Source organism: Pseudoduganella albidiflava, assembly GCF_004322755.1.
In the GTDB taxonomy this organism is placed as follows: domain Bacteria; phylum Pseudomonadota; class Gammaproteobacteria; order Burkholderiales; family Burkholderiaceae_D; genus Rugamonas; species Rugamonas albidiflava.
The window spans coordinates 7313373-7337103 of sequence record NZ_CP036401.1 but is presented as its reverse complement, the minus strand read 5'-3'; the positions used below and the strand labels follow the sequence as shown (position 1 = coordinate 7337103).

The following is a 23731-nucleotide window of genomic DNA, read 5'->3' as shown; positions in this document are numbered from 1 at the left end:
TAATGGAACGAAAAAAAACCCGTGTCGCGCACGGGTTTCGATTTTTTACTGCCGGGTCCGTGTCCAGCGGGCTGGGCACGGACCGGTTAGCGCTTACTTCGCGTCCGGCATCATCTTTTTCGTGATTACCCACTGCTGGGCAATCGAGAACAGGTTGTTGACCACCCAGTACAGCACCAGGCCGGACGGGAAGAACAGGAACATCACCGAGAACGCCAGCGGCATGAACAGCATCATCTTCGCCTGCATCGGGTCGGCCGGCTGCGGGTTCAGCTTCATCGTCACGTACATCGAGATCGCGTACAGCACCGGCAGGATGAAGAACGGATCCGGCTTGGTCAGGTCGGTGATCCAGCCCAGCCACGGCGCGCCGCGCATTTCCACCGACGAGTTCAGCACCCAGTACAGGGCGATGAACACCGGCATCTGCACCACGATCGGCAGGCAGCCGCCCAGCGGATTGATCTTCTCGGTCTTGTACAGCTCCATCATCGCCTGGTTCATCTTTTGCGGATCGCCTTTGTAGCGCTCGCGGATCGACGTCATCTTCGGCGTGACCACCTTCATCTTGGCCATGCTGCGATAGCTCGCGGCGGACAGCGGGAAGAAGATCAGCTTGATCAGGATGGTGAAGGCAATGATGGTCCAGCCCCAGTTATGCAGGACGCTGTTGATGTTCTCCATCACCCACCACATCGGCTTGGCGATGATCGTCAGCATGCCGTAGTCCTTCACCAGCTCCAGGCCCGGCGACACGCGCTCCAGCGCCGCTTCTTCCTGCGGGCCGGAATACAGCTTGGCGGTGTTCGACACGGTGGCGCCCGGCGCCAGGGCGCCCAGCGGCTGCACCACGCCGATCGAGTAGGTGTTGTGGCCGACCTTGCGCGTGAAGATGTCGTGCATCTGCTTCGCCTGCGGCACCAGCGCGGACACGAAGAAGTGCTGCGAGACCGCGACCCAGCCGTTGTCCGCCTTCACCGGGTGATCCGGCACGAAGTTCGGGTTTTCACGCTTCGAAACGTCTTCCTTCTCCACCTTCTCGAACGTGAGCTTCACGTACTTGTCGGCGTCGGTATACAGCGTGGGGCCCGTGAAGCTCGGATTGAACCACGAGGAACCTTCCGGCTTGTTGCCGTCGTGGACCAGTTGCAGGTACAGCTCCGGATTGACCGGCGCCGCGCCGGTGTTGGTCACGTCGTGGCGCACGTCGATCACGTAGTCGCCGCGCTTGAACGTGAACGTCTTGGTCAGGCGCACGCCGCCCTGTTCCGCATCCATCACCAGTTGCACCTGGTTGCCGTTGGCAAGCACGCGCGGGCCCGGGCGAACCGTGAAGCCGGTGTTATGGTTCGGCAGGTTGGCCGCGCCCACCAGGCCGGTCTGCGCCAGGTACACGCGGTCGCCGGTCTGCTGGAACAGCTGCTGGTTCCTGGTCGGGTCGAAGCCATCCTTGAACTTCAGCAGTTCCAGGCGCTTGATCTGGCCGCCCAGCGTGTCGATATCCACCTTGAACACGTCGGTCGTGATGGTCACGACCTGGCTCTGGAACGGTGCCGCGGCACCGGGCACCGCGGCGACGCCGGCGGTAGTGGAGCCGACAGCGGCGGGAACGCCGGCCGGGGTGCTCTTGGCATCTGCCGGCGCGGTCTTCGGCGGCGGCGCGAACATGGACGGCCGGCCGGTGTAGATCATCCACTCGTTCCACAGGGCGACCAGTGAAACAGCGAAGACGATCCACAGGATTGTGCGTTTATTGAGATCCATTGGGTCAAATCAGGAGTGGTTGCAACCGCAAGCGGTTGAGGAATGCTTTGGCGGAACGGGATCGAATCCGCCCGCGTTCCACGGGTGGCAGCGGCAGACGCGGCGCACGGCCAGCCAGCTGCCCTTCGCCGCGCCATGCTCGCGCAGCGCTTCGAGCGCGTAATTCGAGCAGCTTGGGTAGAAACGGCAGCTGGGCGGCATCAGCGGGCTGATGGCGATCTGGTAGCCACGCAGGAGAAGTGCGAGCAACTTCATCGCGGCGCTTTCGACTGCGCCGCGAACAGGCGCGCCAGCTCGACGCGCAGCATGGCTTTCAGCTTTGCATTGGTGGCTGGATCGGCCTTCGTGTTGACCGCCCTGGACAGGCGCACGACACAGTCGATGGCCGGCAAGCCGGTGGTGCGGAACAGTTCGCGCGTCAGGCGCTTGATGGTATTGCGCGTGACCGCGCGAGGTGCGAGGCGTTTGGCAACGACAACGCCCAGCCGCGCATGAGGCAGCTGATTCTGGCGGGTATAAAGCACGAAGTGCGCGCTTTTCTGGGCTGGGCGCAAACGAAAAACGGATGAAAATTCATCCGTTTTAACGATGCGCCGAGCGCGCGCGAAGTCGTGGGAACCTTCGCCTGTCGAGCCGTTGGAACTGCTGTCCACGCTCAGCGAACAAGCGATGGCTTATACAGCCAGGCGCTTGCGGCCCTTGGCACGGCGTGCGTTCAGAACCTGACGGCCACCACGGGTAGCCATACGTGCACGGAAACCGTGGGTACGCTTGCGGCGCACGACGGAAGGTTGGTAAGTACGTTTCATGTTGGTCTCGCTAAAGAAGCAAAAAAATGCAAAATCGGGCTGCCGCACCGCTGACGAGTCAGGTCGGGCGCCAGGTTATCCCTTCAGTTATTGGTGCCAATGACATTTCGCGCACTTATGCCAACACGTCCGGCACAAGCTGGCCAATCTCATCGCCCGCAAGGATCCGCGCTGATCGTAAACTGAAAAAACACGGAGTACGGGCGGGGAACCCTGAATTATCAGCATTCAGGCATGCCTTGTCAACAGCCGAACCGGATTGCCAGGCCCCTTGCGGGCCGTTTTTTCCGCGATTTCCGGCACAACCCTGTGGATAACTTGTGGGATTCGGAGTTAGAATAGCGTGTTACGTGTGGCGCATATGGGCTTCGCTTCGTGCGAACCATGGTGAGATTGTAATTTCGTGCAAATTCGCAGTTCATTGCGGATTCGTTGCGGATTCGTTGCAGATTCGTCGGCATAGTTGCCGGCGAGTCCGTTATTGAGTCCGTTAACGAACCCGCCTGCGAACCATTGGCAGATCCGCCGGCAAGTCGCCGGGGCATCGCCAGCCGATCGCAATCCGCCGGCCCATGCTGCCCTCCCACAGCTTTTGCAGATAGACGATTCATGGAAAATTTCTGGCAGACCTGTTCCGCCCAACTGGAACTGGAGCTGACGCCGCAACAATTCAGCGCGTGGATCAAACCACTGGTGCCGCTCGATTACGAGAACGGCAAGCTGCGTATCGCGGCGCCCAACCGCTTCAAGCTCGACTGGGTGAAGTCCCAGTTCGCCAGCCGCATCACTGCCCTTGCATCGCAATACTGGGAAGCGCCGATCGAGGTGCAGTTCGTGCTGAACCCGAGCCTGAACCCGCCGCGCGCCCGGCCCACCGAGAGCACCAGCGCGGCTGCCAGCGTGCCGAACGGCGCAGGTGCGCCCGCCATGCATCCGGCGGACGTGCGCACCGGCGACCCGGTCACCCCGCCGGCCGGCAACGAATACGCCAACCAGCGTGGCCGCGAGCAAAGCCGCATCAATACCGATCTCACGTTTGAAAGCTTCGTGACCGGCAAGGCGAACCAGCTGGCGCGCGCCGCGGCGATCCAGGTCGCCAACAATCCGGGCGTGTCGTACAACCCGCTGTTCTTCTACGGCGGCGTGGGCCTGGGTAAGACCCACCTGATCCACGCGATCGGCAACCAGGTGATGGCCGACCAGCCGGGCGCGCGCATCCGCTACATCCACGCCGAGCAGTACGTGCGCGACGTGGTGACCGCCTATCAGCGCAAGGGCTTCGACGACTTCAAGCATTACTACCACTCGCTGGACATGCTGCTGATCGACGATATTCAATTCTTCGGCGGCAAGAGCCGCACGCAGGAAGAATTCTTCTATGCGTTCGAGGCGCTGATCGCCGCGAAGAAGCAGATCATCATCACGTCGGACACGTATCCGAAAGAGATCACGGGCATGGACGACCGCCTGATCTCGCGCTTCGATTCCGGCCTGACGGTGGCGATCGAGCCGCCCGAACTGGAAATGCGCGTGGCGATCCTGCTGAAGAAGGCCAAGTCGGAAGGCGTGACGCTGTCCGACGACGTGGCCTTCTTCGTGGCCAAGCACCTGCGCTCGAACGTGCGCGAGCTGGAAGGCGCGCTGCGCAAGATCCTGGCCTACTCCCGCTTCCACGGCAAGGACATCTCGATCGATATCGTGAAGGAAGCGCTGAAGGACCTGCTCTCCGTGCAGAACCGCCAGATCAGCGTGGAGAACATCCAGAAGACCGTGGCCGATTTCTTCAATATCAAGGTCGCGGACATGTATTCGAAGCGCCGCCCCGCGAACATCGCGCGGCCGCGCCAGATCGCGATGTACCTGGCCAAGGAACTGACGCAGAAGAGCCTTCCGGAGATCGGCGAACTGTTCGGCGGGCGCGACCACACCACGGTGCTGCACGCCGTGCGCAAGATCGCGCAGGACCGCACCAAGAACCCGGAGTGCAACCATGAGTTGCACGTGCTGGAGCAGACGCTCAAGGGGTGACATTGACTTTCGGCGAATGGTCGACTCTGGATTTGCCCCCAACGGCAGATGCTGGGGTCAGACCCGCCGGGTCTGACCCCAGGTTTCGCGTCCGGGGTTCAAGAACGCTATGCCTTATCATTCAGAACACTCAGCAATAAACTGACCCTTTAATTTTTTATCGAGGATATCCATGCAACTGGTCAAAACCACCCGAGATACGCTACTCCGGCCACTGCAGATCGTGAGCGGTATTGTCGAGCGTCGGCACACCATGCCGATTCTGGCCAATATCCTCATCCGCAAGGAAGGCGAAGCCGTCTCGTTCCTGTCCACCGATACGGAAGTGCAGATCACCACGAACGCGAACATCGGTTCCGGCGCCGAGGTGACCGGCACCACCGTGGCCGCGCGCAAGCTGCTCGACATCCTGCGCGCGCTGCCGGAATCGGGCGACGTGTCGCTGACGCTGGTGAACAAGCGCCTGACGGTCCAGAGCGGCAAATCGCGCTTCGCGCTGCAAACGCTGGCCGCCGAGGAATTCCCCACCGTGCAGGAAGCGGAAACCTTCAACGCCTCGTTCACGCTGCCGCAAAAAACGCTGAAGCACCTGTTCAACATGGTGCACTTCGCGATGGCCCAACAAGACATCCGCTACTACCTGAACGGCCTGCTGCTGGTGCTCGATGGCGAGAACGTGATCGCCGTCGCCACCGACGGCCACCGCCTCGCGTTCTGCCAGGTGAAGACCGAACAGGCCTTCGAGCGCCAGGAAGTGATCATTCCGCGCAAGACCATCATCGAGCTGCAGCGCCTGCTGGAAGAAAACGATGAACCGGTGCAGCTGGACATCGCCGCCAACCAGGTCAAGCTGGGCTTCACGGACATCGAACTGATCTCCAAGCTGGTCGAAGGCAAGTTCCCCGACTACACGCGCGTGATCCCGAAGGGCTACAAGAACGACTTCACGATCAGCCGCGACGAACTGCTGCGCTCCCTGCAGCGCGCCGCGATCATGACCAGCGATAAGTTCAAGGGCGTACGCTGCATCATCAGCCCCGGCTCGCTGAAGATCTCGTCCACCAACGCGGACCAGGAAGAAGCGGTCGAGGAACTGGAAATCGACTACGGCGGCGACAGCCTCGACATCGGCTTCAACGTCACCTACCTGCTGGATGTGCTGAACAACCTGAAGTGCGACCAGGTCAACGTGGCACTGGGCGATTCGAATTCGTCCGCCCTGATCTCGATTCCGGACAATCCCGACTTCAAGTATGTCGTGATGCCGATGCGGATCTGATCGCCCCCGTTCGCACGCAGTTTGAAATCGACAGTAATACGTTTTTTGAGAAAGTAGTCCATGTCCGAACGCCAAAACCTAGTACCAGTGCAGGTCAACTCCGAGGATTACGGCGCCTCCTCGATCCAGATCCTGGAAGGCCTGGAAGCAGTCCGCAAGCGCCCCGGCATGTATATCGGTGACACCTCGGACGGCACCGGTCTGCACCACCTGGTCTTCGAAGTGCTGGACAACTCGATCGACGAATCGCTGGCCGGCTACTGCACCGAGATCCACGTGACGATCCACTCGGACAACTCGATCTCGATTACCGACAATGGCCGCGGCATTCCCGTCGGCCTGAAGATGGACGACAAGCACGAACCGAAGCGCTCCGCCGCCGAAATCGTGCTGACCGAGCTGCACGCCGGCGGCAAGTTCGACCAGAACTCGTACAAGGTCTCCGGCGGCCTGCACGGCGTGGGCGTTTCCTGCGTCAACGCGCTGTCGAAACTGCTGCGCGTGACGGTGCGCCGCGACGGCAAGGTGCACCAGATGGAATTCGTGCGCGGCGTGCCGCAGAACCGCGAGATCGAGATCCGCGACGGTGTCGCCGTCTCCCCGATCAAGGTGATCGGCGAAACCGACAAGCGCGGTACCGACGTGCACTTCTGGGCCGACGAGGAAATCTTCACCCACGTGGAGTTCCACTACGAGATCCTGGCCAAGCGTATCCGCGAACTCTCGTTCCTGAACAACGGCGTGAACATCAAGCTGTCCGACCAGCGCACCGGCAAGGACGAGATCTTCGCGTTCGAAGGCGGCACGCGCGGCTTCGTCGAATACATCAACAAGGCCAAGACGGTGCTGCACCCGACCGTGTTCCAGGCCACCGGCGACCGCATGTCCGACCAGAACACGAACATTTCCGTGGACGTGTCGATGCAGTGGAACGATGCCTTCAATGAACAGGTACTCTGCTTCACCAACAACATCCCGCAGCGCGACGGCGGTACCCACCTGACCGGCCTGCGCGCGGCGATGACCCGCGTGATCAACAAGTACATCGACGAGCACGAATTCGCCAAGAAGGCGAAAGTCGAAATCTCCGGCGACGACATGCGCGAAGGCCTGACCTGCGTGCTGTCGGTCAAGGTGCCGGAACCGAAGTTCTCGTCGCAGACCAAGGACAAGCTGGTGTCGTCCGAAGTGCGGGGCCCGGTCGAGGAGATCGTGGCGAAAACGCTGACCGACTTCCTGCAGGAGAAGCCGCACGACGCCAAGATCATCTGCGGCAAGATCGTCGAAGCCGCGCGCGCCCGCGAAGCAGCCCGCAAGGCCCGCGACCTGACGCGCCGGAAAGGCGTGATGGATGGCCTGGGCCTGTCGTCGAAACTGGCCGACTGCCAGGAACGCGACCCGGCGCTGGCCGAACTGTACATCGTCGAGGGTGACTCCGCAGGCGGCTCGGCCAAGCAGGGCCGCGACCGAAAATTCCAGGCGATCCTGCCGCTGCGCGGCAAGGTGCTGAACGTGGAAAAGGCGCGCTTCGAGAAGATGCTGTCCTCCGAGCAGATCACCACGCTGATCGCCACGCTGGGCACCTCGATCGGCCCGGACGAATTCAACGCCGACAAGCTGCGCTACCACCGCATCATCATCATGACCGACGCGGACGTCGACGGCGCCCACATCCGCACCCTGCTGCTGACGCTGTTCTACCGCCAGATGCCGCAGCTGGTGGAACGCGGCCACATCTACATTGCCCAGCCACCGCTGTACAAGGTAAAGGCCGGCCGCGACGAGCGTTACCTGAAGGACGACACGGAAGAAGCCAGCTACATGATGACGGTGGCACTGAACACCGCCGTGCTGACGCCGCGCGACGGCGCCGACCCGATCACCGGCGAGCCGCTGACCGAGCTGGCGCGCCAGTACAACCTGGCCAACGCCGTGATGCTGCGCCTGACCCGCGTGATCGACCGCGCCGCGCTGACCGCCATCATGACGGGCGTGACGCTGGACCTGTCGACCATCGACGCCGCCCGCGCTTCCGCCCAGGCACTGGCCGACAACGTCAACGATCCGGCCGTCACCGTCTCGGTGCGCTCGGACGATCTGTCGGACAAGCACCTGCTGTGGATCGAACGCCTGCATCACGGTAACGTGAAGGTTTCCACGATCGACGCGGACTTCGTCAGCGGCGCCGATTACGGCGTTTTGTCCACCGCCGCTGCAACCTTCACCGGTTTGATCGGTGAGGGTGCCATTATTCGCCGTGGTGAAGGCGAGCGCACCAAGGAATTCGCCGTGCGGGACTTCCACGAAGCGATGCAGTGGCTGCGCGATGAAGCGGAACGTACCGTGTCGAAGCAGCGCTACAAGGGTCTGGGCGAGATGAATCCCGAGCAGCTGTGGGAAACCACGATGGACCCGACCGTGCGCCGTTTGCTCAAGGTGCAGATTGAAGACGCCATCGCGGCGGACCAGATCTTCACCACCCTGATGGGCGACGACGTGGAGCCGCGCCGGAACTTCATCGAGACGAATGCGCTGCGGGCCGGGAATATCGACGTTTGATGGTTTTCAGCGGTTTTTTAGACGCTGATGAAAAGGGGCCTTGCGGCCCCTTTTTCTATTGTGGCTCGATTTCTTGCTAGATCGATGAGATCAGCCTTGCCCCGCACGTCGTTCTGTCGCCCTCATAGGCCACGATCTTCCCGTGATGCTCGCGATCCTCCTTTATCGGCGTGATCAAAAAAACGCCCTTGCATTGTGGACAGCGGACTTTGTCGCCTTCTACGGCGACTCGCTTGCCGTAGACCTTGAAGTCGGGCTGTGCGGTGATGACTCTTCCGCCGTGATCGGTTGTGTCACCGAGCCGGATAATGCCTCGATCTTTGCTGTCTTTCATGTTTCTTCTCCATCGCTCATCATATTGCGAGACTCAGAGCGGATGTGCGCAATAAACTTGTCTTCGGCCCATTGCTGAGCATTCCTTTTTCCATCAGTCTCCCCTATCCAATCGTCAATTTTCTTCTGGTCGCCCGCCGGGTAAGCACCTGCAAATATCGCTAAATTGGTTGCATACCATCCCACTGGAGTGCCAGCTCGTGGCTCATCAAAAGGGTCATCTGGATCAACTCTACAATTTTCCTCTACATAAGCGGGCCACTTTGGTAATACGCAAGTAAAAATTGCAAACGCGCGAAAGAATGTAAGCATAAGCACAACGGGCATTGCAGCGACTCGGAACGTTACGCTTTCCTGGAAACCCATTTCATAGAGGCAATATAGAAACGATTCTCTTAGCTTTTCATCTTTAGCTAAATATAAGCATGGCTTAGGTAGGTCAGCAGGCCCACGACTCATATACCAACACCAGTAATTCCACTGCGCAATAAGCTCCTCGATACCATCGTCGCCCTCCCAATCCCTGCCAATTGCAACTACTTTCTGGACCAGCCCACTAGCATCAACTTTATAGTAACGTATCCAATAGTGAACTCCGTCCTGATCCGCACGATGGATACAAAAAACCGACTGATCGCTCCACTCGATTTCTTCCATAAAATTACTTTCGTTATTGCTTGCATTATCCGATAGTGCACGGACCAGCGCATAAACTTTCTTGGTTCTACGATTAAAACGTAGTGGATAGATTTTTCTGGCAAAAAATTCTTTGCATCCAAAGTGGCACGCAATCGCACCAAACCCAAGAAAGCCCAATATAGGGATCATTAAAGAAAACAATCCGCCTATTGGCCATCCCTTTTCTGAAACTATCCGCAATGCGCCAACCATTAGCATTGCCATTCCAGTAGTCATCAGCACTGCAACCACAATTCCTCCAGCAAACCATTGCCGAATCATATGGGACTGTTCGGTTACCTCCATGAATGTCGAGTTGATTTGGAAGATCGTCGCACTATCTTTGCAGTCAGGCCCTACCCAACCAGAAATAGGAAGACGATGTGCGTTATCCCATTCTGGAATCGGCTTTCCAAGCTTGGCACTAAATATACGATCATCCATATTACCCCCTAGCTGCGTCGTTAAAAGCTTCTAACTCTTCATCGAGAGCAGCGTATCGCTTCGCTTTATCAGCTAAAATTTGACTTGAGAAGTAGCAGCGGCTTATCCATTTTTTCAAGGGCGGTGGGCGTAAGTGGCCTATGATTAATCCCAGAACGAAAGCTAAAGCAAACAAATACCAGAACATAGCCGACCCCATTGAAAACCCAGCATATGCCAAGCCTCCGCATACGATCGCGCTTGTGGTATAGGCTGATGCCAACAGTAAATCACCGTCCTGCCATGCACCCCACGCACTCCAAATGTCTATTCCCGCATTGATAACACCAGCAAATGCGCCGACACCTTTCGCTAGCCTTAGCCTACCGCTGACTTTACCGCCACCGAGGGCCCATTGGCCGAGTAAAGTTTTTGACAGTGGATGCTCTGGCTTTTTTTCTAGAGTAGACGTCACGCACTCTACAAGAGTAGCACTTAACGAAACAGTTGCAACAGCAAGCTTTGCATCAAACTTTGCCTTATCAAATCTATCGCTCCTACTTACGTCTTCGCTGGCGAAATACAATGCGACAATTTGCAATATTACGCCTACAACGCCGGTGTTAAACTCAGCTGAGGAACCGAGCCATTTTTTGATTAGCTCTTTCGTGGGAATCCCAACAGTCTTTAGGGCGCCGGGCTGAATACGCCCCTCGCTTTCCAATCCTTTGATATCTAGCTCAAAAGCACATACGACCGGCCCCATCCGATATTTTGGCAGCACGCGTTTAGCTTCCTTTCTTGCAGATGCATAGAGCGCCGCAAAATCGTTTTTAGTCGCTGCACCTTTATCTAACGCAGTAGCAACAATCCAATCCGAGAGGTTCTTTCTAGTTAATTCAGTTGCAGAGATAAATGTCCTGGCTTGGAGGGAAAGGCTTGCTAGTGCCAAGTTCCTCATTATCGTATTATTTGCTTGCCCTAGTGCGCGAGCAAGAAAGTTCGCAGTGGTTAAAGCTAACCTATCGACAAGCTTTTCGGCTTGATTCTTTGCAACACGACCTAAAGCTCCCTTATAGATGCTCAAAATATATTTCGGTTTAAAATCAGAACCACGGATATCGGTCTCCGCCGCCTCCAGAATATCTTTCTGATTAAACAGCAGAGCGCGGGCATATAGATTTTTCGTATCTGACAATTTTCCGCTAGTCATCCAGCGCTCTAGGGTTAGTTGGCACTGGTTGGTACCAACAGCCTTGCCGATACACTGAGCTAACGATTCCCTATATGCATAACCGCTCCGAATATCCGCTTCGTCATGCGTGCCTTCCATCCAACCACTTAATTGCCCACTTGCAAGCCATGCGCGATGCAAATCAGCCAACTTCGCCCCCGTAGGCTCATACTCATTAATTGACTTAATATACTCAGATGGAAATGCGGCCATACGCGCAGAATCGAGCAGCCTATTCCCCTCCCCGTCAGTCGTAATTTCGCTCCAGGCTCGGTCCTGCGCGGATGATATCCGCCCCTCTTTAGTATTCCCATACTTTTTTATATCCGATTTCTGTTGTTCAATATACTTTGTCAATCCGCCTGCTTTAACCATCTTCCATATTTTTCCGATAGCATCTCCTTGCGCCACCTCCGGATTGATTTCCGCCGCTAGCTCTAAAAGCATTTCTCCTTCGACAGTCGCTCGTGCCTCATGACGGACTCCATATTCAATAGATTTAATCAGATTAGTACAGATCATTCCACGATACATATTCTCATCGAAGCCAGCGTGCTCGGTGGGACACGTCAATTCGCTTAGGTCATTTGTAATCCCAACAGGATCGTTTAGCGCGGCAATAAAACCACCGTAGGGACATCTATCTTCCAGAACACTCTTTATGCTTTCACCCTTCCTACCAATCATGGCATCACGACTTGCGGGCACATTACTGAAATCAAATGCCTTCTCCAAAGCTGAATCGGGTTTCGAAAAATGTGGAATCTCATTAAAAGTACTTTTAAGCTTAGCAGCATGAGGGGCGACACCATTTATCATCGCTTGCCCATCTATGCATTGCATATGTTTTTTTCGCCAAAACGCATCAGACACACGTTGAAGGCTATCTTTCGTCCACAAAACATTCGACCATCCAAGCCAGATATTCCCCATCATTTCACATGGAAGAGGCTCGATATCTATGCAGTAAGAAAGCGCCACACTGACTCTTTCCAAACAACAGGTATTCATGAGTTCTGGATTAACAGTTGGCAGGTACTCGACCGGAAACTCCCAAAGAGCTCCATTATTAAGAACTATGTAGCCTTTAATCCGATTCAGCTTTTCCTCATAAGTATAAAGATAGCCTGGGCGTAAGGCCCTGAGTGTATATTTCGCTGGCGCTATTTCAGCCGGCGCATCAACAATCTTGAAATTTCCAGACAGCCCGGGCACATCATCTTTACCGTTTGGACAAGCGACGGCGTATCTTACTGGATGTACAAGAATTCCTTTTCGCCCACAGTAGCTACATGACATAACTGTCATACAAACCTCCCGACCTTCTTAATCCTATCTTCCATTAAGTCAAGTATCTCTGGATCGATACTTTCAAGCATTTGTTGTAATGTAATTTCTCTCCTTCGTAGCCGCCCCCATTTCTCTATCAGCTCGTGCTGCGTCCGAAAAACTTCTCTATATCGTGTAGATAGAAGCACATATTTTGCACGTTGCTCATCGCTCTCCATATGCAGAAAATGTGAAGACTCTTGAAATGCCATAATGGAATAACCAAGGTCGTCAATGCATTGGGCGGGCGATAAATTCTCCTGATAAAGACGTGCATGAACTTGGTAAAATGATCTGCTTTTAGTCAATAGGTCCCACTGTGAAGTGTCGGGCCACCCAACGTCCAGGTCATCAGGTGACGGTACAAAGGGCCGACTTTGTTGGACGTGCCACCATCGCCTACGCCACGGAAAAGTCCAGCGATCAACCTCTCCTAAGAGTGCATACCCTTGTGCATCTGTGAAAAGCTTTGCCGTTAGAATGAATACGCGAGGATCGTAATAGCGCCAGATTACCTGCCCGCCATCTTTCGCATAGCCCGTGACAAGCCTAGCTACGTTATCTGCTAGCTCTTCAATACCGATACTGCTTTGCAACCACGCGCAAACCACTGGAGAAAATTGCTCAGTTAGCTCTTGTTCTAGAATCTGAAATACGAGTTCTTTTTCCTCGAGCGTAAGGTCGTCGAGCTTTAGTAACAGAGGCATAGACGCCTCTGCTGCCCATAAAAATTGAGGTACACAAGGGTGCATTTGGGGGACCATACCCTGCAATTCAGTCGGCAAATTAGACGGCTCAAGTAATAGATAACCGCGGTCTGTAGAGATTAAAGGCGCTTCGGCGGGAGTGATGAGCATATTTATTTTCCCTTCACAGGAATAGTTGCCGCACCATTTGCAGCAGCCCCTTTAGCCTGCATCGCACAAGTATCGGCCCCTGGAAAATTGACCTTCCTCTCCTGCCCCTTCCAAGTCTGATGATCCGCCGCATACATTTCGCTAATGCCGCTGGTATAACCCTGTATGCCCGCTGCACTTAACACCAGTTCGCTACCGCCACCATTGATACGTACTCCCTTCCTGGCTTTGAGATTAATCCAGTCAGTCGCACTGATGATCTCAATGACCTTCCGAGCAAGTATTTCGAGCTCAGCGTTCTGTGCCTGAATCTGGACTTTCCCTCCAGTGGCAATCACTTTGACTCCGCCTTGGTTGGCGTGTGCGCTGATGCCTTCGGCGGCTCGGATACTTGTGCTTCCGGCAGCGGAGAGCCGCATCTCTTCACTGCTTACAAGATCAATATCGATCGCAGCACCAATCGCCAATGACTGACCACTCGTTGCGAGAACGCCATCCGGGCCGTTTATCGCGATCACTCGACCTTTGACTTCATCGAATCTCGCCACTTTGTCGACTAGTGCACTTAACTCCTTGCCAATTGGCTCGTCCTTTGCGAATCGCTCCGCAAGCCTTGCAAGCTGCCCCGCCAATTTCCCTATTCCGGTTGCAACCTTGATCAAGCCAGTCCGATCCAACTGTTTGCCTTCCGGTCCACCACCTTGCTCCGCCGTTACAAGGACCCCTTCGACACCCCGCACAGCGACGGCAAGTTGACTGACGAGCTCGGCACCTTCGCCCCGTCTGTCGGCATGGCCATCGGCGCGCGGATGCGTCAGAAACCCCAAATTCAACTGCGACTCCCCATGATCACTGGCCAACTGCGCACTGATCTCCGCATTCGTATCGTCGAACTGCAGTTGGTTGCCTCTTCCACCTTCCTTGATCTCCTTGCTCCGAATTCCGGATAAATACCGGTTCCCCGGCAAGCCGCCACGGCTGCTGAGTGCTGGCGGCGTGGCACGCTGGTTGTACATCTGCCCCACGATCACAGGCTTGTCGGGATCACCGCCAAGAAAAGCCACTAGCACCTCACTGCCCACGCGCGGCAGGAATACCCCGCCACACTGGTCGTACCCCGGTCCATCACCAGCCCAACTGCTCGCCACGCGAACCCAGGCCGAATCGCGATCCGTGTTGGTGGTGCCGTTACCGGCCGCATGCGCATGGTCCGGCCCCCGCGTAGTGGGGAAGCGGATCTTCACGCGCCCCTTGTCGTCGCAATGCACCTCTTCCTTTTCCGGCCCGACTACCATCGCGCTTTGCATGTGTACCGGCGGCAGGTCGACGCCCGGGTCGTAGGCAGGCACGATCGGAACGCCGCGCCGCACGGCCGTGAAGCGCATCTTGACCGGGCGTGTGCCCAGGTCGTCGATGGTCCAGCCGCTGCGGGCGAACAGCCTGGCGACGCGGTCGGCAAGGTCGCGCGGCAGGTTGTTCTGTACGGCGAGGTGCAAATCGGTGATGACGAATTCCCGGTCGATCCCCTGGTGGCGGTCGATTTCCGGATGCCCGGTCAATGCGAAATATTCCCCTGCGCGGAAGTCCCGCACCGCGCCTTCGCCCATGAAGCACTTGGTATCGAAGTCGTGCCGGTTCATGGCCAGCTCGCCCAGCGCCTTGAAGTCCTCGCTATCGTCGCCAGCGTGCGGCGCCCATACCTGATAGTCATCCAGCGTGGCGCGCAGGCTATTGCCCACCGGGCCTTGCTCCATCTGGGTCAGCGATTCCGTCTGCATCAGGTTCCACCCGCGCGGGGTCTTGTAATCCCAGCTGTGCCGCGTTGCGCACATGGGCTGCAGCGTGCGCACGGCGGTCCAGGCGGTAATGCTGTCGCGCTCTTCCGTGGGCGCGTCGCGGTGGTAGCGCACCGTGCCAGCGGCGTTTTCCCCCACGCTTTCGTAGCGGTTCAACAGGCGCATCCGATGGGCCGGATAAGGCTTGCTCTTGTCGGGTTCGAAAACCCACGAGATGCCGCGCCGGCGCAGGATGCGCCTGATGAAGGCGGCGTCCGATTCGTTGTGCTGCATCGTGAACTCACGCTTCGGATAACGCATGTCATCGAAGATGTTGTCCGTGATGACACCGAAGGATGGTCCGAGCACCGGATTGTTCTGCTGCCATTCCTCGCACATCGTTTGCAGGATTTGCACCTCATCCCGCTGCCGGAATACACGGGTATTGATGCGTTTTTCCATCACCGCCAGCATGTCGCGGATGACAAGCTGATAACTGGCCAGGCCGCCATCGCTGTCACCCGCCCGGGCTTCGGTGACCACGCCGCATACGGTCCGCAGCTTGCCGAAGTCGTTCACGATGTCGATCGCGGCGGGCAGTGCGATGAATTCCTTCAGCGGCAGCCGGGCATCCAGCGCCACGCAAAGCACCCGGTATTCAAATCCGCCGCACAGCGATTCGTGGCCTTCCACGCGCTGTGGCAGCAACACGTCTTCCATCATCATGCTCGGATGATCGAGGCGCAGCCGTACCGGCCGATTCGCGGTCACGAGGTCGCGGTGGGCGACCAGGAAATTGACGAATGCGTTCAAGAGTTCCATGGGGTCTCCTAAGCGGGGGATTGACCGCCCGGGCGCTGGTCACAGCACACCAGTTCCCGGCCATCCTTTGCCTGCACGATCAGGCGGGTGAAGTTTCCGCGCGGTGTGTAATAACCGAAGACGCGATCCATTACCTCTGCAAAGGCATGAATGCTGCGATGGGTGAATGCCGCCTCGTCGATCGTCAGGCATATCTGGTATCCATATGCCAGCGAGGCACCGTAGTCATTCGGCAGCCATTCGTTCCTCTCGCGCCGCTCCAGCCCGACAATGCCGGCAATCTGGCGTTCCGTTATCGCGCATTCGGGCCGCGCGTGCATCCGCAACAGCTCCTGCAAGACGGACAAGTCCCACTGGGCCACGCTCCGGTGATTCGCGCTGATGACGGCGACTACGTCGAAATGAGAATCTGGCTGGTCTGCCAGTACAAGCGGCCTTGTCGGCGTATCCAGCAGGCGAATCCGGTAGCCGGCAGCCAGCTTGTCTCCGCGCAGGTCGCCCTCAGCCGCACCGGCAGGCAGTTTCGACGGCAACTCGCCATTCGTGCAGGTGAGCTGCGCTTTTACCGTTCCTTCCAGCAGTTCAAGCGGACGATGCCGGTCGTCGACGAATGACACCTCAGCTTCTGTTCCACCGGTAGGGTCAGCCAGCTTGAAAAGCCAGCAGTGTTTTTCCAACGCGGATGATCGGCGCAGGGAGGGTGCCATGTCGATCGCCGCACTGCCTTCCTGCCCGGTGCGCAGTAGTTTCATGCCGTCCACACCATAGATAATGCAAGGCGCATCTTTCATCGGCGGCAAGCTGATTCGATACGCTATGTGACCGGCCTGCACGCGGATAGGATCTGCCATCCGCGTGAACATGTTGATAATGGGTGTACAGCCGAGCCGCAGTGCGGTTGCCGGCAAGGAGCGCAGCAGACGCGGCGTCGACGTCTGGTGCAAGTCCTGGGTCAGCAGGTGCAGCACCACCCGCTGTACATTCGGCCGGCATTTGGCGAGCACCGGGTCCAAGTCGATATCGAAGAATTCGAATTTTTCCGGGCAGGCGAAATACTCGGTCAGCAAACGCAGGCTGTCGTCCTGTCGCTGCGGTGTCGGCAGCAACGCTTCCCTGTCATGAAAGCCCACTGAAGCCAACGGCACGTCCGGCAGCTTGTGCCATTGCTGCTCTGCCTCCACGCAGGCGCACACGGTGCGTGCAAACAGCGTGTCGTACAGCGCTGCACGTGTGACCGCATCGGTATCGATACATACGCGCACCGAACCGGTTACCGCTTCCGCCAGGGATATGCCTTGATCGGCGCTGTCGATCGTGATTTTGATCGCGCCGCCCGCATTGGCTGGCAGGCCAAGCGAAAGCGGGGCTTCGATATGAGCCGTATAGCTGGCGGTAAGCGTCACCGCCGGACTATCGACATCGTAGACGGTGCGGAACCGGCATGTGGGACCTGTCATTGTGCTCAGTTCCGTGCCCCGCGGGATGGTGGGGATACCACGCTTCTCCGCAGGTTCCACGTGGACGACAGAACATGACGGCACAGGACTGAGGTAGTACGGTCCCAGAATGGCCAGGAGATCGTTCGTCAACCGTGTGTGGTAATAGTCGAGCTTGCGTGAAATCTGCGCGCTCAGCAAAGCGGTGCCTTGCATGATCCGCTCGTGGCCGGGATCGGCGCCAAGCTCACCCGCAAGCCCTATCCTGGCGGCTGTTGCGGGGTCGCGCCGAACCAGGTCGTCCATGTGATGACGCAGGATGCCTATCTCCCGCTCGAAGTAAGGAACAAGTTTGTCCATGATCCACCGTAAAAAATGACTTCGTAAGATGCCTTGCCGACCGGTCAAACCGGCAGCACACCACCCGCCCGTGCCGCACACCGCACCAGCTCCCGCCCGGCCAGGTCCACCACCACCAGCCGCGTAAAACCCTCCTCCCCCGCATAGCCGGCAAACAACCACTCCATCACCTGCGCGAACACGAACACGCTGCTCCGGTCGAAAGCCGCCACGTCGACCGCCAGCCTCACCTCGGTGCCGTGCATGTACGCGGCGCCCTGCGGAAACCGCAGCCAGGCTTTCACGGCGCGCTGATCAAGGCTTACGATGCCGGCCAGTTGCCGCTGCACGGCGGCGCTGTCGGCGGGCGCGTGGAGCCGCAGCAGGGCCAGCAGCGCCGGCAACGCAGCCTGCGTAGATGCGCCATCTCCCGAAGCGTGGGCAGCAGAGTGACGCCACGCGCGGCCATGCTGGCTCGCAGGCGAGGATGACGTGGAAGGCCGCCGCAGGAATCGCGCCGGATAGCGACCGGCGGCACCACTCCCGGTCAGGTCGCCGTCGGGACGCCCGATCGGCAGGCTCGCGGGCGCGTCGCCATTCGTGCAGGTCAGCTGCACGGCCACGGTGCCGCCGCGCAGCGCCAGCGGGCGCTGTTCGCTGTCGACGAACGAGATCGTGGCTTCCGGTCCGCCGGCGGTGCCGGCATGCCGCACCAGCCAGTACCGGTCGGCCTGGACGCGGCGCAGTGCTACGAAGCGGGGCAGTTCAATGGCCAGGCCAGCGTCGCCGGCGGCTTGCAGCAGCGTGACGGCATCCACGCTGTACAACGATGCATCCGCCTCCGCCAGCGGGAAGGCCCGCAGCGGATACGTGTTGCGCTGCGCCGCGATCGGCAGCGGCTCGGCGGCGCGGGAAAACAGGTTGACGACCGGTGTACAGCCGAGCCGCAACATCGATGGCGCCAGCGATTGCAGCGAGCCGGCACTGGGCAACGCGGGCAGGAGTACGTGAAGCACCAGTCGGAGCGTGCCGGCCGGGCAGCGCGCCAGCGCGGGTGCCAGATCGATATCGAAGAAGTCGAATTTTTCGGGAAACGCGAAGTACTCCGCCAGCAGGCGCAGGCCATGGCGCTCGCGTGGCGAAGGGCCGACTGGCTGCCGGTCGGCCGCTGCAGGCAGCAGTGCCTCGTCAGCGGCACAGCCCACCGGCGCGAACGGCAGCGCTGCCAGCTGGGTCCACTGGCGGCCCGCCTGCACGCAGGTGCACAGCGTGCGCGTGAACAGCGCATCGTGCAGCGCCGCGCGGGTGGCCGGGTCGGCATCGATGAACAGCCGTATCGGGCCGGCCGCGGCGTCATCGAGCGCGATGGCGGGATCGGTGCTTTCGATGGCGATGACGATCGCACACGCCGCGCCGGCAGGCACGCCCAGCGTGGGAGGCATGTCCACGCACGGCACGAAGCGGGCGGTGGCAATCGCGAGGGGTGCGACCGCCACGTCGTAGATGGTGCGGAAGCGGCACGCCGGCTGCGCCTTCGTGGTCAGCTCGGTGCCACGCGGGATCGTGACGAGGGGGCGATTGCCGGCACTTTCCACCTGCACCACGGAGCAGGATGGCAGTGCGGGCGGTGGACTGTGCCGCAACGCGCCCGGTAGCCAGGCGTCGGCATTGCGGAACGATGCCGCTTGCATCGGCCGGCCGGCTACCGGGTCCGGCATCGGTGCCAGTGTGTCAGCCAGGCCGGGGCGCTGCTGAAGAAGCCTGTCCATGTTTGCCTCCCGTTAATAACGAGAAGCAATATTTACACAGCAGTTCCTGACGCTCATTGACGCCAGGCAACATGAAGAAGGGTATCAGGCGCTTGCCGCCGCCCTTTGCCGCACCATCCGCGCAATGGTGACCAGGTTGACCACGGCGATCACCACTTCCAGCGCCGTGCCCCCGATCGAGCCGGAAATCACGTTATTGGCGATCCAGAAGATGGTCCCGACCAGCATCACCAGCCGCATCGGAATGCCCTCCAGCAGGAACAGCGCCAGCGTACCCAGGCACGAAGCGCCCAGTGGCAGCCAGTCGCTGGGCTGCTTCGCGAAATACAGGCCGAGACAGATATTGATCGCCACCACCGCCAGGGCGACCCACACGGAGCGGGTGCGCAGTGCCAGCAGGGACCGCAATAGCGACATCGTCGAACTGGCCACGGCGGTCGGGTTGCCGAGCAGCGTGAAGTGGACCACGTAGGCCAGGCATTCGCCGGCCATGAACAACTTGAAGCGGCGGTCGTCGGTCTGCAGGAAGGAGCCGACGCCGAGCACGAACGCAACGTAGCCGACGCATTGCGCCGGAGAGAACCAGTCGATGGACATTGAAACAGGAAGTGAAAAGCGGCTGGCGATTATACCCAAGCCACACCGCGCCTGCCGCCGGTCACCCCAGCGTGTCGGCCCAGATAGTGGCGGCCCAGCTCTCGGCATACGCGCCCTCCAGCGCGTTCGCTTCTTTCGACAGGCCGCCGGATCCCGGCACCACCAGCAGCGTCTTCTTCGCCGCATCCCAGGCATGGACCGACGCGACATGGATCACGTCCCGGTCCGACACGAAGCTGTAGCAGGTGTTGGTCAGCACCGGCGCGGGATTCGGCGCGCGGCCGGCCAGCAAGTCCACCACCGCGGCGGCGCAGACCTTGGCGTGCTGGTTTGTCATGTGGGCCGACTTGGGCATCAGCGGCGCGGTCTGGATCGCGTCGCCGATCACGTGCACGTTGGGCGCCCGCGCCGATTCGAACGTGAGAAAATCGACTTCGCACCAGCGCCCGTTCACGTTGGCGAGGCCGGCACCCGAGGCGATCGCGCCGGCGCGATGCGGTGGAATCACGTTCAGCACATCCGCCTGCACCTTTTCACCCAGTTCCGAGATGGCGGTTCTGCCGGCCGCATCGATTTCCACCGTGCGAAAGCCGGGCCGGTACTCGACGATGCCGCCATACCGTTCCTTCCAGATTTTCTTGAACAGCGGCCCTTTCGACACCACGTCCTCGTTCGCGTCGAGCAGCAGGACTTTCGCGCGCGGCTTGTGGCGGCTGAAGTAATGCGCCACCTGGCATGCCCGTTCATAGGGGCCGGGCGGGCAGCGGTAGGGCGCTGGCGGCACGGTCAGCGCGTACACGCCGCCGTCCGGCATGGCTTCCAGCCGGGCGCGCAGCGCGACGGTCTGCGCCCCCGCCTTCCACGCATGCAGGATCGGGCCGTCGGCCGTCATCCCCGGCAGCTCGCCGAACAGGAACTCGATGCCGGGCGCAACGATCAGGCGGTCGTAGGCCAGCCGGTCGCCGCTGGCCAGTGTCACCGTGCGCTTGTCGATGTCGATGCCGGTGGCGCTGTCGCGCACGATGCGGATACCGTGGCGCGACTCCAGCGCGCCGTAGCCATGCGTCAGGTCGCCGATGCGGCGCGAGCCGCCCAGCACCAGGTTCGACAGCGGACACGAGATGAAGGCCGGATTCGGCTCCACCAGCGTCACGTCCACTTCGCCGCCGCTCCACAGCCGCACGTAGCGCGCCGCGGCCGCGCCGCCGTAGCCGCCACCGATGACGACCACGCGCGCCCTGGCACGCGGCGCCACGCCGGCGCAGCCGGCCAGCACGACCGCCGCGCCGGCCGCCTGCAGCAGGTCGCGGCGCTTCATGGACGGTCTCCCTTCTGTACCGCGAACCACGCGGCCACCTGCTCGAGCTGTTCATCCGTGTAACCCCTGGCCAGCTGGGTCATGATGGTGGCGGGGCGGCTGCCTTCCTTGAAGGCCTTCAGGCTGGCCAGCAGCGTTTCCTTCGGCTGGCCAGCCAGCGGTGGCAAGTTTGCGCCAATGGTGTTGCGCGTGGCGTGGCACGCGGTGCAGGTGGCGGCCAGCCGCTCGCCGGCGCTCACCGGCCCGGCCGCGATGGCCGGCGCGCACAGCGGCGCCAGCACCATCGCCGGCACGAGCACAAGCAACTTCGCTCTCAGGTTCTTCATGGTCGTACTCCCGGGGATTCCATCGTCATGCCTTCCGCGCGCAAGGCCAGCCATGCTTCCAGGTCCACCAGGTCTTGCGCATCGGGCGGCGGCACGGCGGCCCGCACGCCCGTCATGCAATTGCGCAGCCGCCGCTGCAGGCTGCCCATGCCCTGCCATTCGAGCCGGTAGATCGGATAGGCGTTGGCATGGCCTTGCGGGATCGTGGCGCCGGCCAGCTTGCGGCCCCAGTTGGCGTCGTGGCACTGCGCGCAGGACATGTTCAGCTGGCCGATGCGCTGGTTGAACAGTTGCCTGCCCCGTTCAGCCGAAGCCCGCGTCCCGGCATCGCGCGGCGGCGCGACAGGCATGCCGCGCGATTGCAGCGCGATGTACGACTGCAGCGCCAGCAATTCGTCCGCATCGGGTTTCGATGCCGGCAAGCCCTGCTTGCCGACCCGGCACTGTTCGATACGCTGGCCCAGCGTGATCACGCGCCCCGCCGCCTTGTCGAACGCGGGAAAGCGCGCCGCCACGCCGCGCATGCTGGCCTTCGCTTCGCCGTGGCACGAGGCGCAGCTGTTTTTCGCGCCCGCATTCCAGGCTGCCTCCCCGTTCGCTACCCATAGCATCGCGGGATTTTGCGTATCGTCGCGCTGCATCGCGCGGGTGGACTCGCCCATGAACTCGGAGCCGGACTTGCGCAGGTCTGGTGCAAACGCCTGTGCCGATGCGGCCAGCGCCGCCAGTGTCATCACAAGCAGCGCGGCCGCCGCGGGCTTCATCGCCTTCATGGCCCTCATGGCGTGACGGCGAGCGCCATGCGCTCGGTCTGCGAAAAGCCGTTGTCGCCGCTCCAGGTGAACTCCAGCGTCCCGCTCACCGTCGCCACCGTGAAAAACGCGATGTACGGATTGGCGGCGATCGCCGGATGCAGCTCGGCGGCGAACACCTGCTCGCCCTCGTACTTGCAGGTGAACTGGCGGATGATGTCCTGCGGTACCGCCTTGCCATCGGCCCCCGGACGATAGCCCGACTCCATCGGATGCGAGATCAGCGCGCGAATCTCGATCACCTCGCCCGCCCGCGCCGTCTTCGGCATGTGGATCAGCGCCCTGGCCATTACGTCGCCTCCCCTTCGATGCAGGCCGCCAGCGTGACGATCACGTCCACCGTTTGCTGCCAGCAGCTGCCGTCGCTCATCTTCGCCACGGCCACCAGTTTCTGCGATGTGGCCAGGCGAATGCGGGTCGATACCTGCGCCTTGCCCGCACGCGGTCCCAGCGTAAACTTCACCACGTCGGTTTCCGGATTCTTTTCGTTGAAGATGGCGATGCCGGTCACGTGATCCTGCGGCGTGAGCGGGCTGTCGACGCGGACCGTGACCGGCACCGCATTGCCGTTGTCGATCAGCTGGGCGATCTCGAACGTCACGCGGCCGGTTTGCGGCAGCTTGTTGCCCGTGTAAGCCGAAATCGCGGAAGCCATCTGTTGCGGCGTGGCGGCCGCCGGGCGCACCAATACCAGCAGCGTGCCGGCGGCCAGCAACTGGCGGCGATAGAGGTCTGGCGGCTGGTTCATGGCGTGTCCTTCAGCGTGGACAGGTAGGCTACGACATCCTCGATTTGCTGGGCGCTCAGGATCGTCTTGCCCGCATGGGCAGGCGCCACGCGTGCCAGCCCTTCGGTGCGGAAGTAGGAGGGCATGATCGTTTGCGGATTCAGGCGCGAGGAGTCCGCGATGCGCAGGCGCAGTTGCGGGACTGTCCAGCGCGCGCCGGCGCCGGCCAGGCTCGGCGCCAGGTCGCCCTGGAAGCGCTCCTCGGGTATCGGCGCCGAGTGGCACAGCAGGCAGAGGCCCACATGGCGGTCGGCCACGATGGCGCGGCCGCGCTGGGGATCGCCTGCCGTGGCGCCGGGCAGCGGGTTCGGGATGCCGTCGAGCGCTTGGGCATGGGATGCCAGCGCCAACAACACCGGGGACAGACCCCTGGCCACCGTTGCCAGCCACGGGGAAGCGGCAACAGTATCGGGGTCAGTCCCCTCGGTCATTGCCGTCATGCTCCCCCTGGCCTCAG

At 60.1% G+C, this 23731-nt stretch carries 21 protein-coding genes; 3 read left to right on the top strand and 18 right to left on the bottom strand.

The genetic code is table 11. The features are described from left to right. Positions 1 to 93: 93 nt before the first annotated feature. From yidC to rpmH, 4 genes are read right to left on the bottom strand one after another with little or no spacing between them, the layout of a single operon-like run. Positions 94 to 1764 (bottom strand): membrane protein insertase YidC, encoded by a 1671-nt coding sequence (gene yidC / locus EYF70_RS30530; RefSeq protein WP_131148742.1) that lies wholly within the window; start codon positions 1762 to 1764, stop codon positions 94 to 96. 9 nt (positions 1765 to 1773) lie between these two features. Continuing rightward, positions 1774 to 2019, bottom strand: coding sequence for a membrane protein insertion efficiency factor YidD (yidD, locus tag EYF70_RS30525; protein WP_131148741.1), 246 nt, complete (start codon positions 2017 to 2019; stop codon positions 1774 to 1776). Continuing rightward, entirely contained in the window at positions 2016 to 2417 is a 402-nt protein-coding gene (gene rnpA / locus EYF70_RS30520; RefSeq protein WP_131148740.1) for a ribonuclease P protein component, read from the bottom strand. The genes yidD and rnpA overlap by 4 nt, the downstream gene beginning before the upstream one ends. Positions 2418 to 2438: 21 nt before the next feature. Then, entirely contained in the window at positions 2439 to 2573 is a 135-nt protein-coding gene (rpmH, locus tag EYF70_RS30515; protein WP_040378179.1) for a 50S ribosomal protein L34, read from the bottom strand. Positions 2574 to 3182: 609 nt separating this feature from the next. Here rpmH and dnaA point away from each other — a divergent pair. The 3 genes from dnaA to gyrB all read left to right on the top strand — a co-directional run bounded on the left by dnaA (position 3183) and on the right by gyrB (position 8439). Then, on the top strand, positions 3183 to 4601 hold the full coding sequence (gene dnaA / locus EYF70_RS30510) for a chromosomal replication initiator protein DnaA (protein ID WP_131148739.1): 1419 nt from the start codon (positions 3183 to 3185) through the stop codon (positions 4599 to 4601). A 172-nt stretch (positions 4602 to 4773) separates the two neighbouring features. Then, positions 4774 to 5880: a DNA polymerase III subunit beta gene (dnaN, locus tag EYF70_RS30505; RefSeq protein ID WP_131148738.1), complete on the top strand. Its 1107-nt coding sequence runs from the start codon at positions 4774 to 4776 to the stop codon at positions 5878 to 5880. Between the two features lie 60 nt (positions 5881 to 5940). Beyond that, on the top strand, positions 5941 to 8439 hold the full coding sequence (gene gyrB / locus EYF70_RS30500) for a DNA topoisomerase (ATP-hydrolyzing) subunit B (protein WP_131148737.1): 2499 nt from the start codon (positions 5941 to 5943) through the stop codon (positions 8437 to 8439). Positions 8440 to 8515: 76 nt separating this feature from the next. On the opposite strand, the gene EYF70_RS30495 is transcribed toward gyrB, so the two are convergent. From EYF70_RS30495 to soxX, 14 genes are all read right to left on the bottom strand, one after another. Beyond that, entirely contained in the window at positions 8516 to 8773 is a 258-nt protein-coding gene (locus tag EYF70_RS30495) for a PAAR domain-containing protein (protein ID WP_131148736.1), read from the bottom strand. Beyond that, positions 8770 to 9894 carry a DUF6708 domain-containing protein gene (locus EYF70_RS30490; protein ID WP_131148735.1) on the bottom strand — a complete coding sequence of 375 codons (1125 nt, stop codon included), beginning with the start codon at positions 9892 to 9894 and terminating at the stop codon, positions 8770 to 8772. Before EYF70_RS30490 ends, EYF70_RS30495 begins: the two co-directional genes overlap by 4 nt. A 1-nt stretch (position 9895) precedes the next feature. Then, positions 9896 to 12415 (bottom strand): T6SS effector BTH_I2691 family protein, encoded by a 2520-nt coding sequence (locus EYF70_RS30485; RefSeq protein WP_131148734.1) that lies wholly within the window; start codon positions 12413 to 12415, stop codon positions 9896 to 9898. Continuing rightward, complete coding sequence (locus EYF70_RS30480; RefSeq protein ID WP_131148733.1) at positions 12412 to 13293, bottom strand: DUF4123 domain-containing protein; 882 nt, start codon at positions 13291 to 13293, stop codon at positions 12412 to 12414. Before EYF70_RS30480 ends, EYF70_RS30485 begins: the two co-directional genes overlap by 4 nt. Before the next feature lie 2 nt (positions 13294 to 13295). Beyond that, positions 13296 to 15890 (bottom strand): type VI secretion system Vgr family protein, encoded by a 2595-nt coding sequence (locus EYF70_RS30475; protein WP_131148732.1) that lies wholly within the window; start codon positions 15888 to 15890, stop codon positions 13296 to 13298. A gap of 8 nt (positions 15891 to 15898) precedes the next feature. Beyond that, positions 15899 to 17686, bottom strand: coding sequence for a type VI secretion system baseplate subunit TssF (tssF, locus tag EYF70_RS30470; protein ID WP_131148731.1), 1788 nt, complete (start codon positions 17684 to 17686; stop codon positions 15899 to 15901). Between the two features lie 44 nt (positions 17687 to 17730). After that, complete coding sequence (tssF, locus tag EYF70_RS30465) at positions 17731 to 19434, bottom strand: type VI secretion system baseplate subunit TssF (protein ID WP_131148730.1); 1704 nt, start codon at positions 19432 to 19434, stop codon at positions 17731 to 17733. 84 nt (positions 19435 to 19518) lie between these two features. Then, positions 19519 to 20031 (bottom strand): YgjV family protein, encoded by a 513-nt coding sequence (locus EYF70_RS30460; RefSeq protein WP_218943742.1) that lies wholly within the window; start codon positions 20029 to 20031, stop codon positions 19519 to 19521. A gap of 61 nt (positions 20032 to 20092) precedes the next feature. Further along, positions 20093 to 21349 carry an NAD(P)/FAD-dependent oxidoreductase gene (locus tag EYF70_RS30455; protein WP_131148729.1) on the bottom strand — a complete coding sequence of 419 codons (1257 nt, stop codon included), beginning with the start codon at positions 21347 to 21349 and terminating at the stop codon, positions 20093 to 20095. After that, on the bottom strand, positions 21346 to 21675 hold the full coding sequence (locus tag EYF70_RS30450) for a c-type cytochrome (protein ID WP_131148728.1): 330 nt from the start codon (positions 21673 to 21675) through the stop codon (positions 21346 to 21348). Before EYF70_RS30450 ends, EYF70_RS30455 begins: the two co-directional genes overlap by 4 nt. Further along, positions 21672 to 22448, bottom strand: coding sequence for a sulfur oxidation c-type cytochrome SoxA (gene soxA / locus EYF70_RS30445; RefSeq protein WP_131148727.1), 777 nt, complete (start codon positions 22446 to 22448; stop codon positions 21672 to 21674). Before soxA ends, EYF70_RS30450 begins: the two co-directional genes overlap by 4 nt. A gap of 5 nt (positions 22449 to 22453) precedes the next feature. Next, entirely contained in the window at positions 22454 to 22777 is a 324-nt protein-coding gene (gene soxZ / locus EYF70_RS30440; protein WP_131148726.1) for a thiosulfate oxidation carrier complex protein SoxZ, read from the bottom strand. Next, a complete protein-coding gene (locus EYF70_RS30435) occupies positions 22777 to 23235 on the bottom strand; it encodes a SoxY-related AACIE arm protein (RefSeq protein WP_131148725.1) in 459 nt (152 codons plus the stop codon). The genes soxZ and EYF70_RS30435 overlap by 1 nt, the downstream gene beginning before the upstream one ends. Next, on the bottom strand, positions 23232 to 23714 hold the full coding sequence (gene soxX, locus EYF70_RS30430) for a sulfur oxidation c-type cytochrome SoxX (protein ID WP_229420631.1): 483 nt from the start codon (positions 23712 to 23714) through the stop codon (positions 23232 to 23234). Before soxX ends, EYF70_RS30435 begins: the two co-directional genes overlap by 4 nt. Between the last annotated feature and the right edge of the window lie 17 nt (positions 23715 to 23731).

Bases quoted from the DNA above. Each gene is read 5' to 3' on its own strand.
- soxX (WP_229420631.1), bottom strand. From the start codon at position 23,714: ATGACGGCAATGACCGAGGGGACTGACCCCGATACTGTTGCCGCTTCC.
- EYF70_RS30455 (WP_131148729.1), bottom strand. From the start codon at position 21,349: ATGAAGCGCCGCGACCTGCTGCAGGCGGCCGGCGCGGCGGTCGTGCTG.
- tssF (WP_131148731.1), bottom strand. From the start codon at position 17,686: ATGGACAAACTTGTTCCTTACTTCGAGCGGGAGATAGGCATCCTGCGT.
- soxA (WP_131148727.1), bottom strand. From the start codon at position 22,448: ATGAAGGCGATGAAGCCCGCGGCGGCCGCGCTGCTTGTGATGACACTG.
- EYF70_RS30490 (WP_131148735.1), bottom strand. From the start codon at position 9,894: ATGGATGATCGTATATTTAGTGCCAAGCTTGGAAAGCCGATTCCAGAA.
- EYF70_RS30460 (WP_218943742.1), bottom strand. From the start codon at position 20,031: ATGTCCATCGACTGGTTCTCTCCGGCGCAATGCGTCGGCTACGTTGCG.
- tssF (WP_131148730.1), bottom strand. From the start codon at position 19,434: ATGGACAGGCTTCTTCAGCAGCGCCCCGGCCTGGCTGACACACTGGCA.
- yidD (WP_131148741.1), bottom strand. From the start codon at position 2,019: ATGAAGTTGCTCGCACTTCTCCTGCGTGGCTACCAGATCGCCATCAGC.
- EYF70_RS30480 (WP_131148733.1), bottom strand. From the start codon at position 13,293: ATGCTCATCACTCCCGCCGAAGCGCCTTTAATCTCTACAGACCGCGGT.
- EYF70_RS30485 (WP_131148734.1), bottom strand. From the start codon at position 12,415: ATGACAGTTATGTCATGTAGCTACTGTGGGCGAAAAGGAATTCTTGTA.
- rpmH (WP_040378179.1), bottom strand. From the start codon at position 2,573: ATGAAACGTACTTACCAACCTTCCGTCGTGCGCCGCAAGCGTACCCAC.
- soxZ (WP_131148726.1), bottom strand. From the start codon at position 22,777: ATGGCCAGGGCGCTGATCCACATGCCGAAGACGGCGCGGGCGGGCGAG.
- EYF70_RS30495 (WP_131148736.1), bottom strand. From the start codon at position 8,773: ATGAAAGACAGCAAAGATCGAGGCATTATCCGGCTCGGTGACACAACC.
- EYF70_RS30435 (WP_131148725.1), bottom strand. From the start codon at position 23,235: ATGAACCAGCCGCCAGACCTCTATCGCCGCCAGTTGCTGGCCGCCGGC.
- dnaA (WP_131148739.1), top strand. From the start codon at position 3,183: ATGGAAAATTTCTGGCAGACCTGTTCCGCCCAACTGGAACTGGAGCTG.
- yidC (WP_131148742.1), bottom strand. From the start codon at position 1,764: ATGGATCTCAATAAACGCACAATCCTGTGGATCGTCTTCGCTGTTTCA.
- EYF70_RS30475 (WP_131148732.1), bottom strand. From the start codon at position 15,890: ATGGAACTCTTGAACGCATTCGTCAATTTCCTGGTCGCCCACCGCGAC.
- EYF70_RS30450 (WP_131148728.1), bottom strand. From the start codon at position 21,675: ATGAAGAACCTGAGAGCGAAGTTGCTTGTGCTCGTGCCGGCGATGGTG.
- dnaN (WP_131148738.1), top strand. From the start codon at position 4,774: ATGCAACTGGTCAAAACCACCCGAGATACGCTACTCCGGCCACTGCAG.
- gyrB (WP_131148737.1), top strand. From the start codon at position 5,941: ATGTCCGAACGCCAAAACCTAGTACCAGTGCAGGTCAACTCCGAGGAT.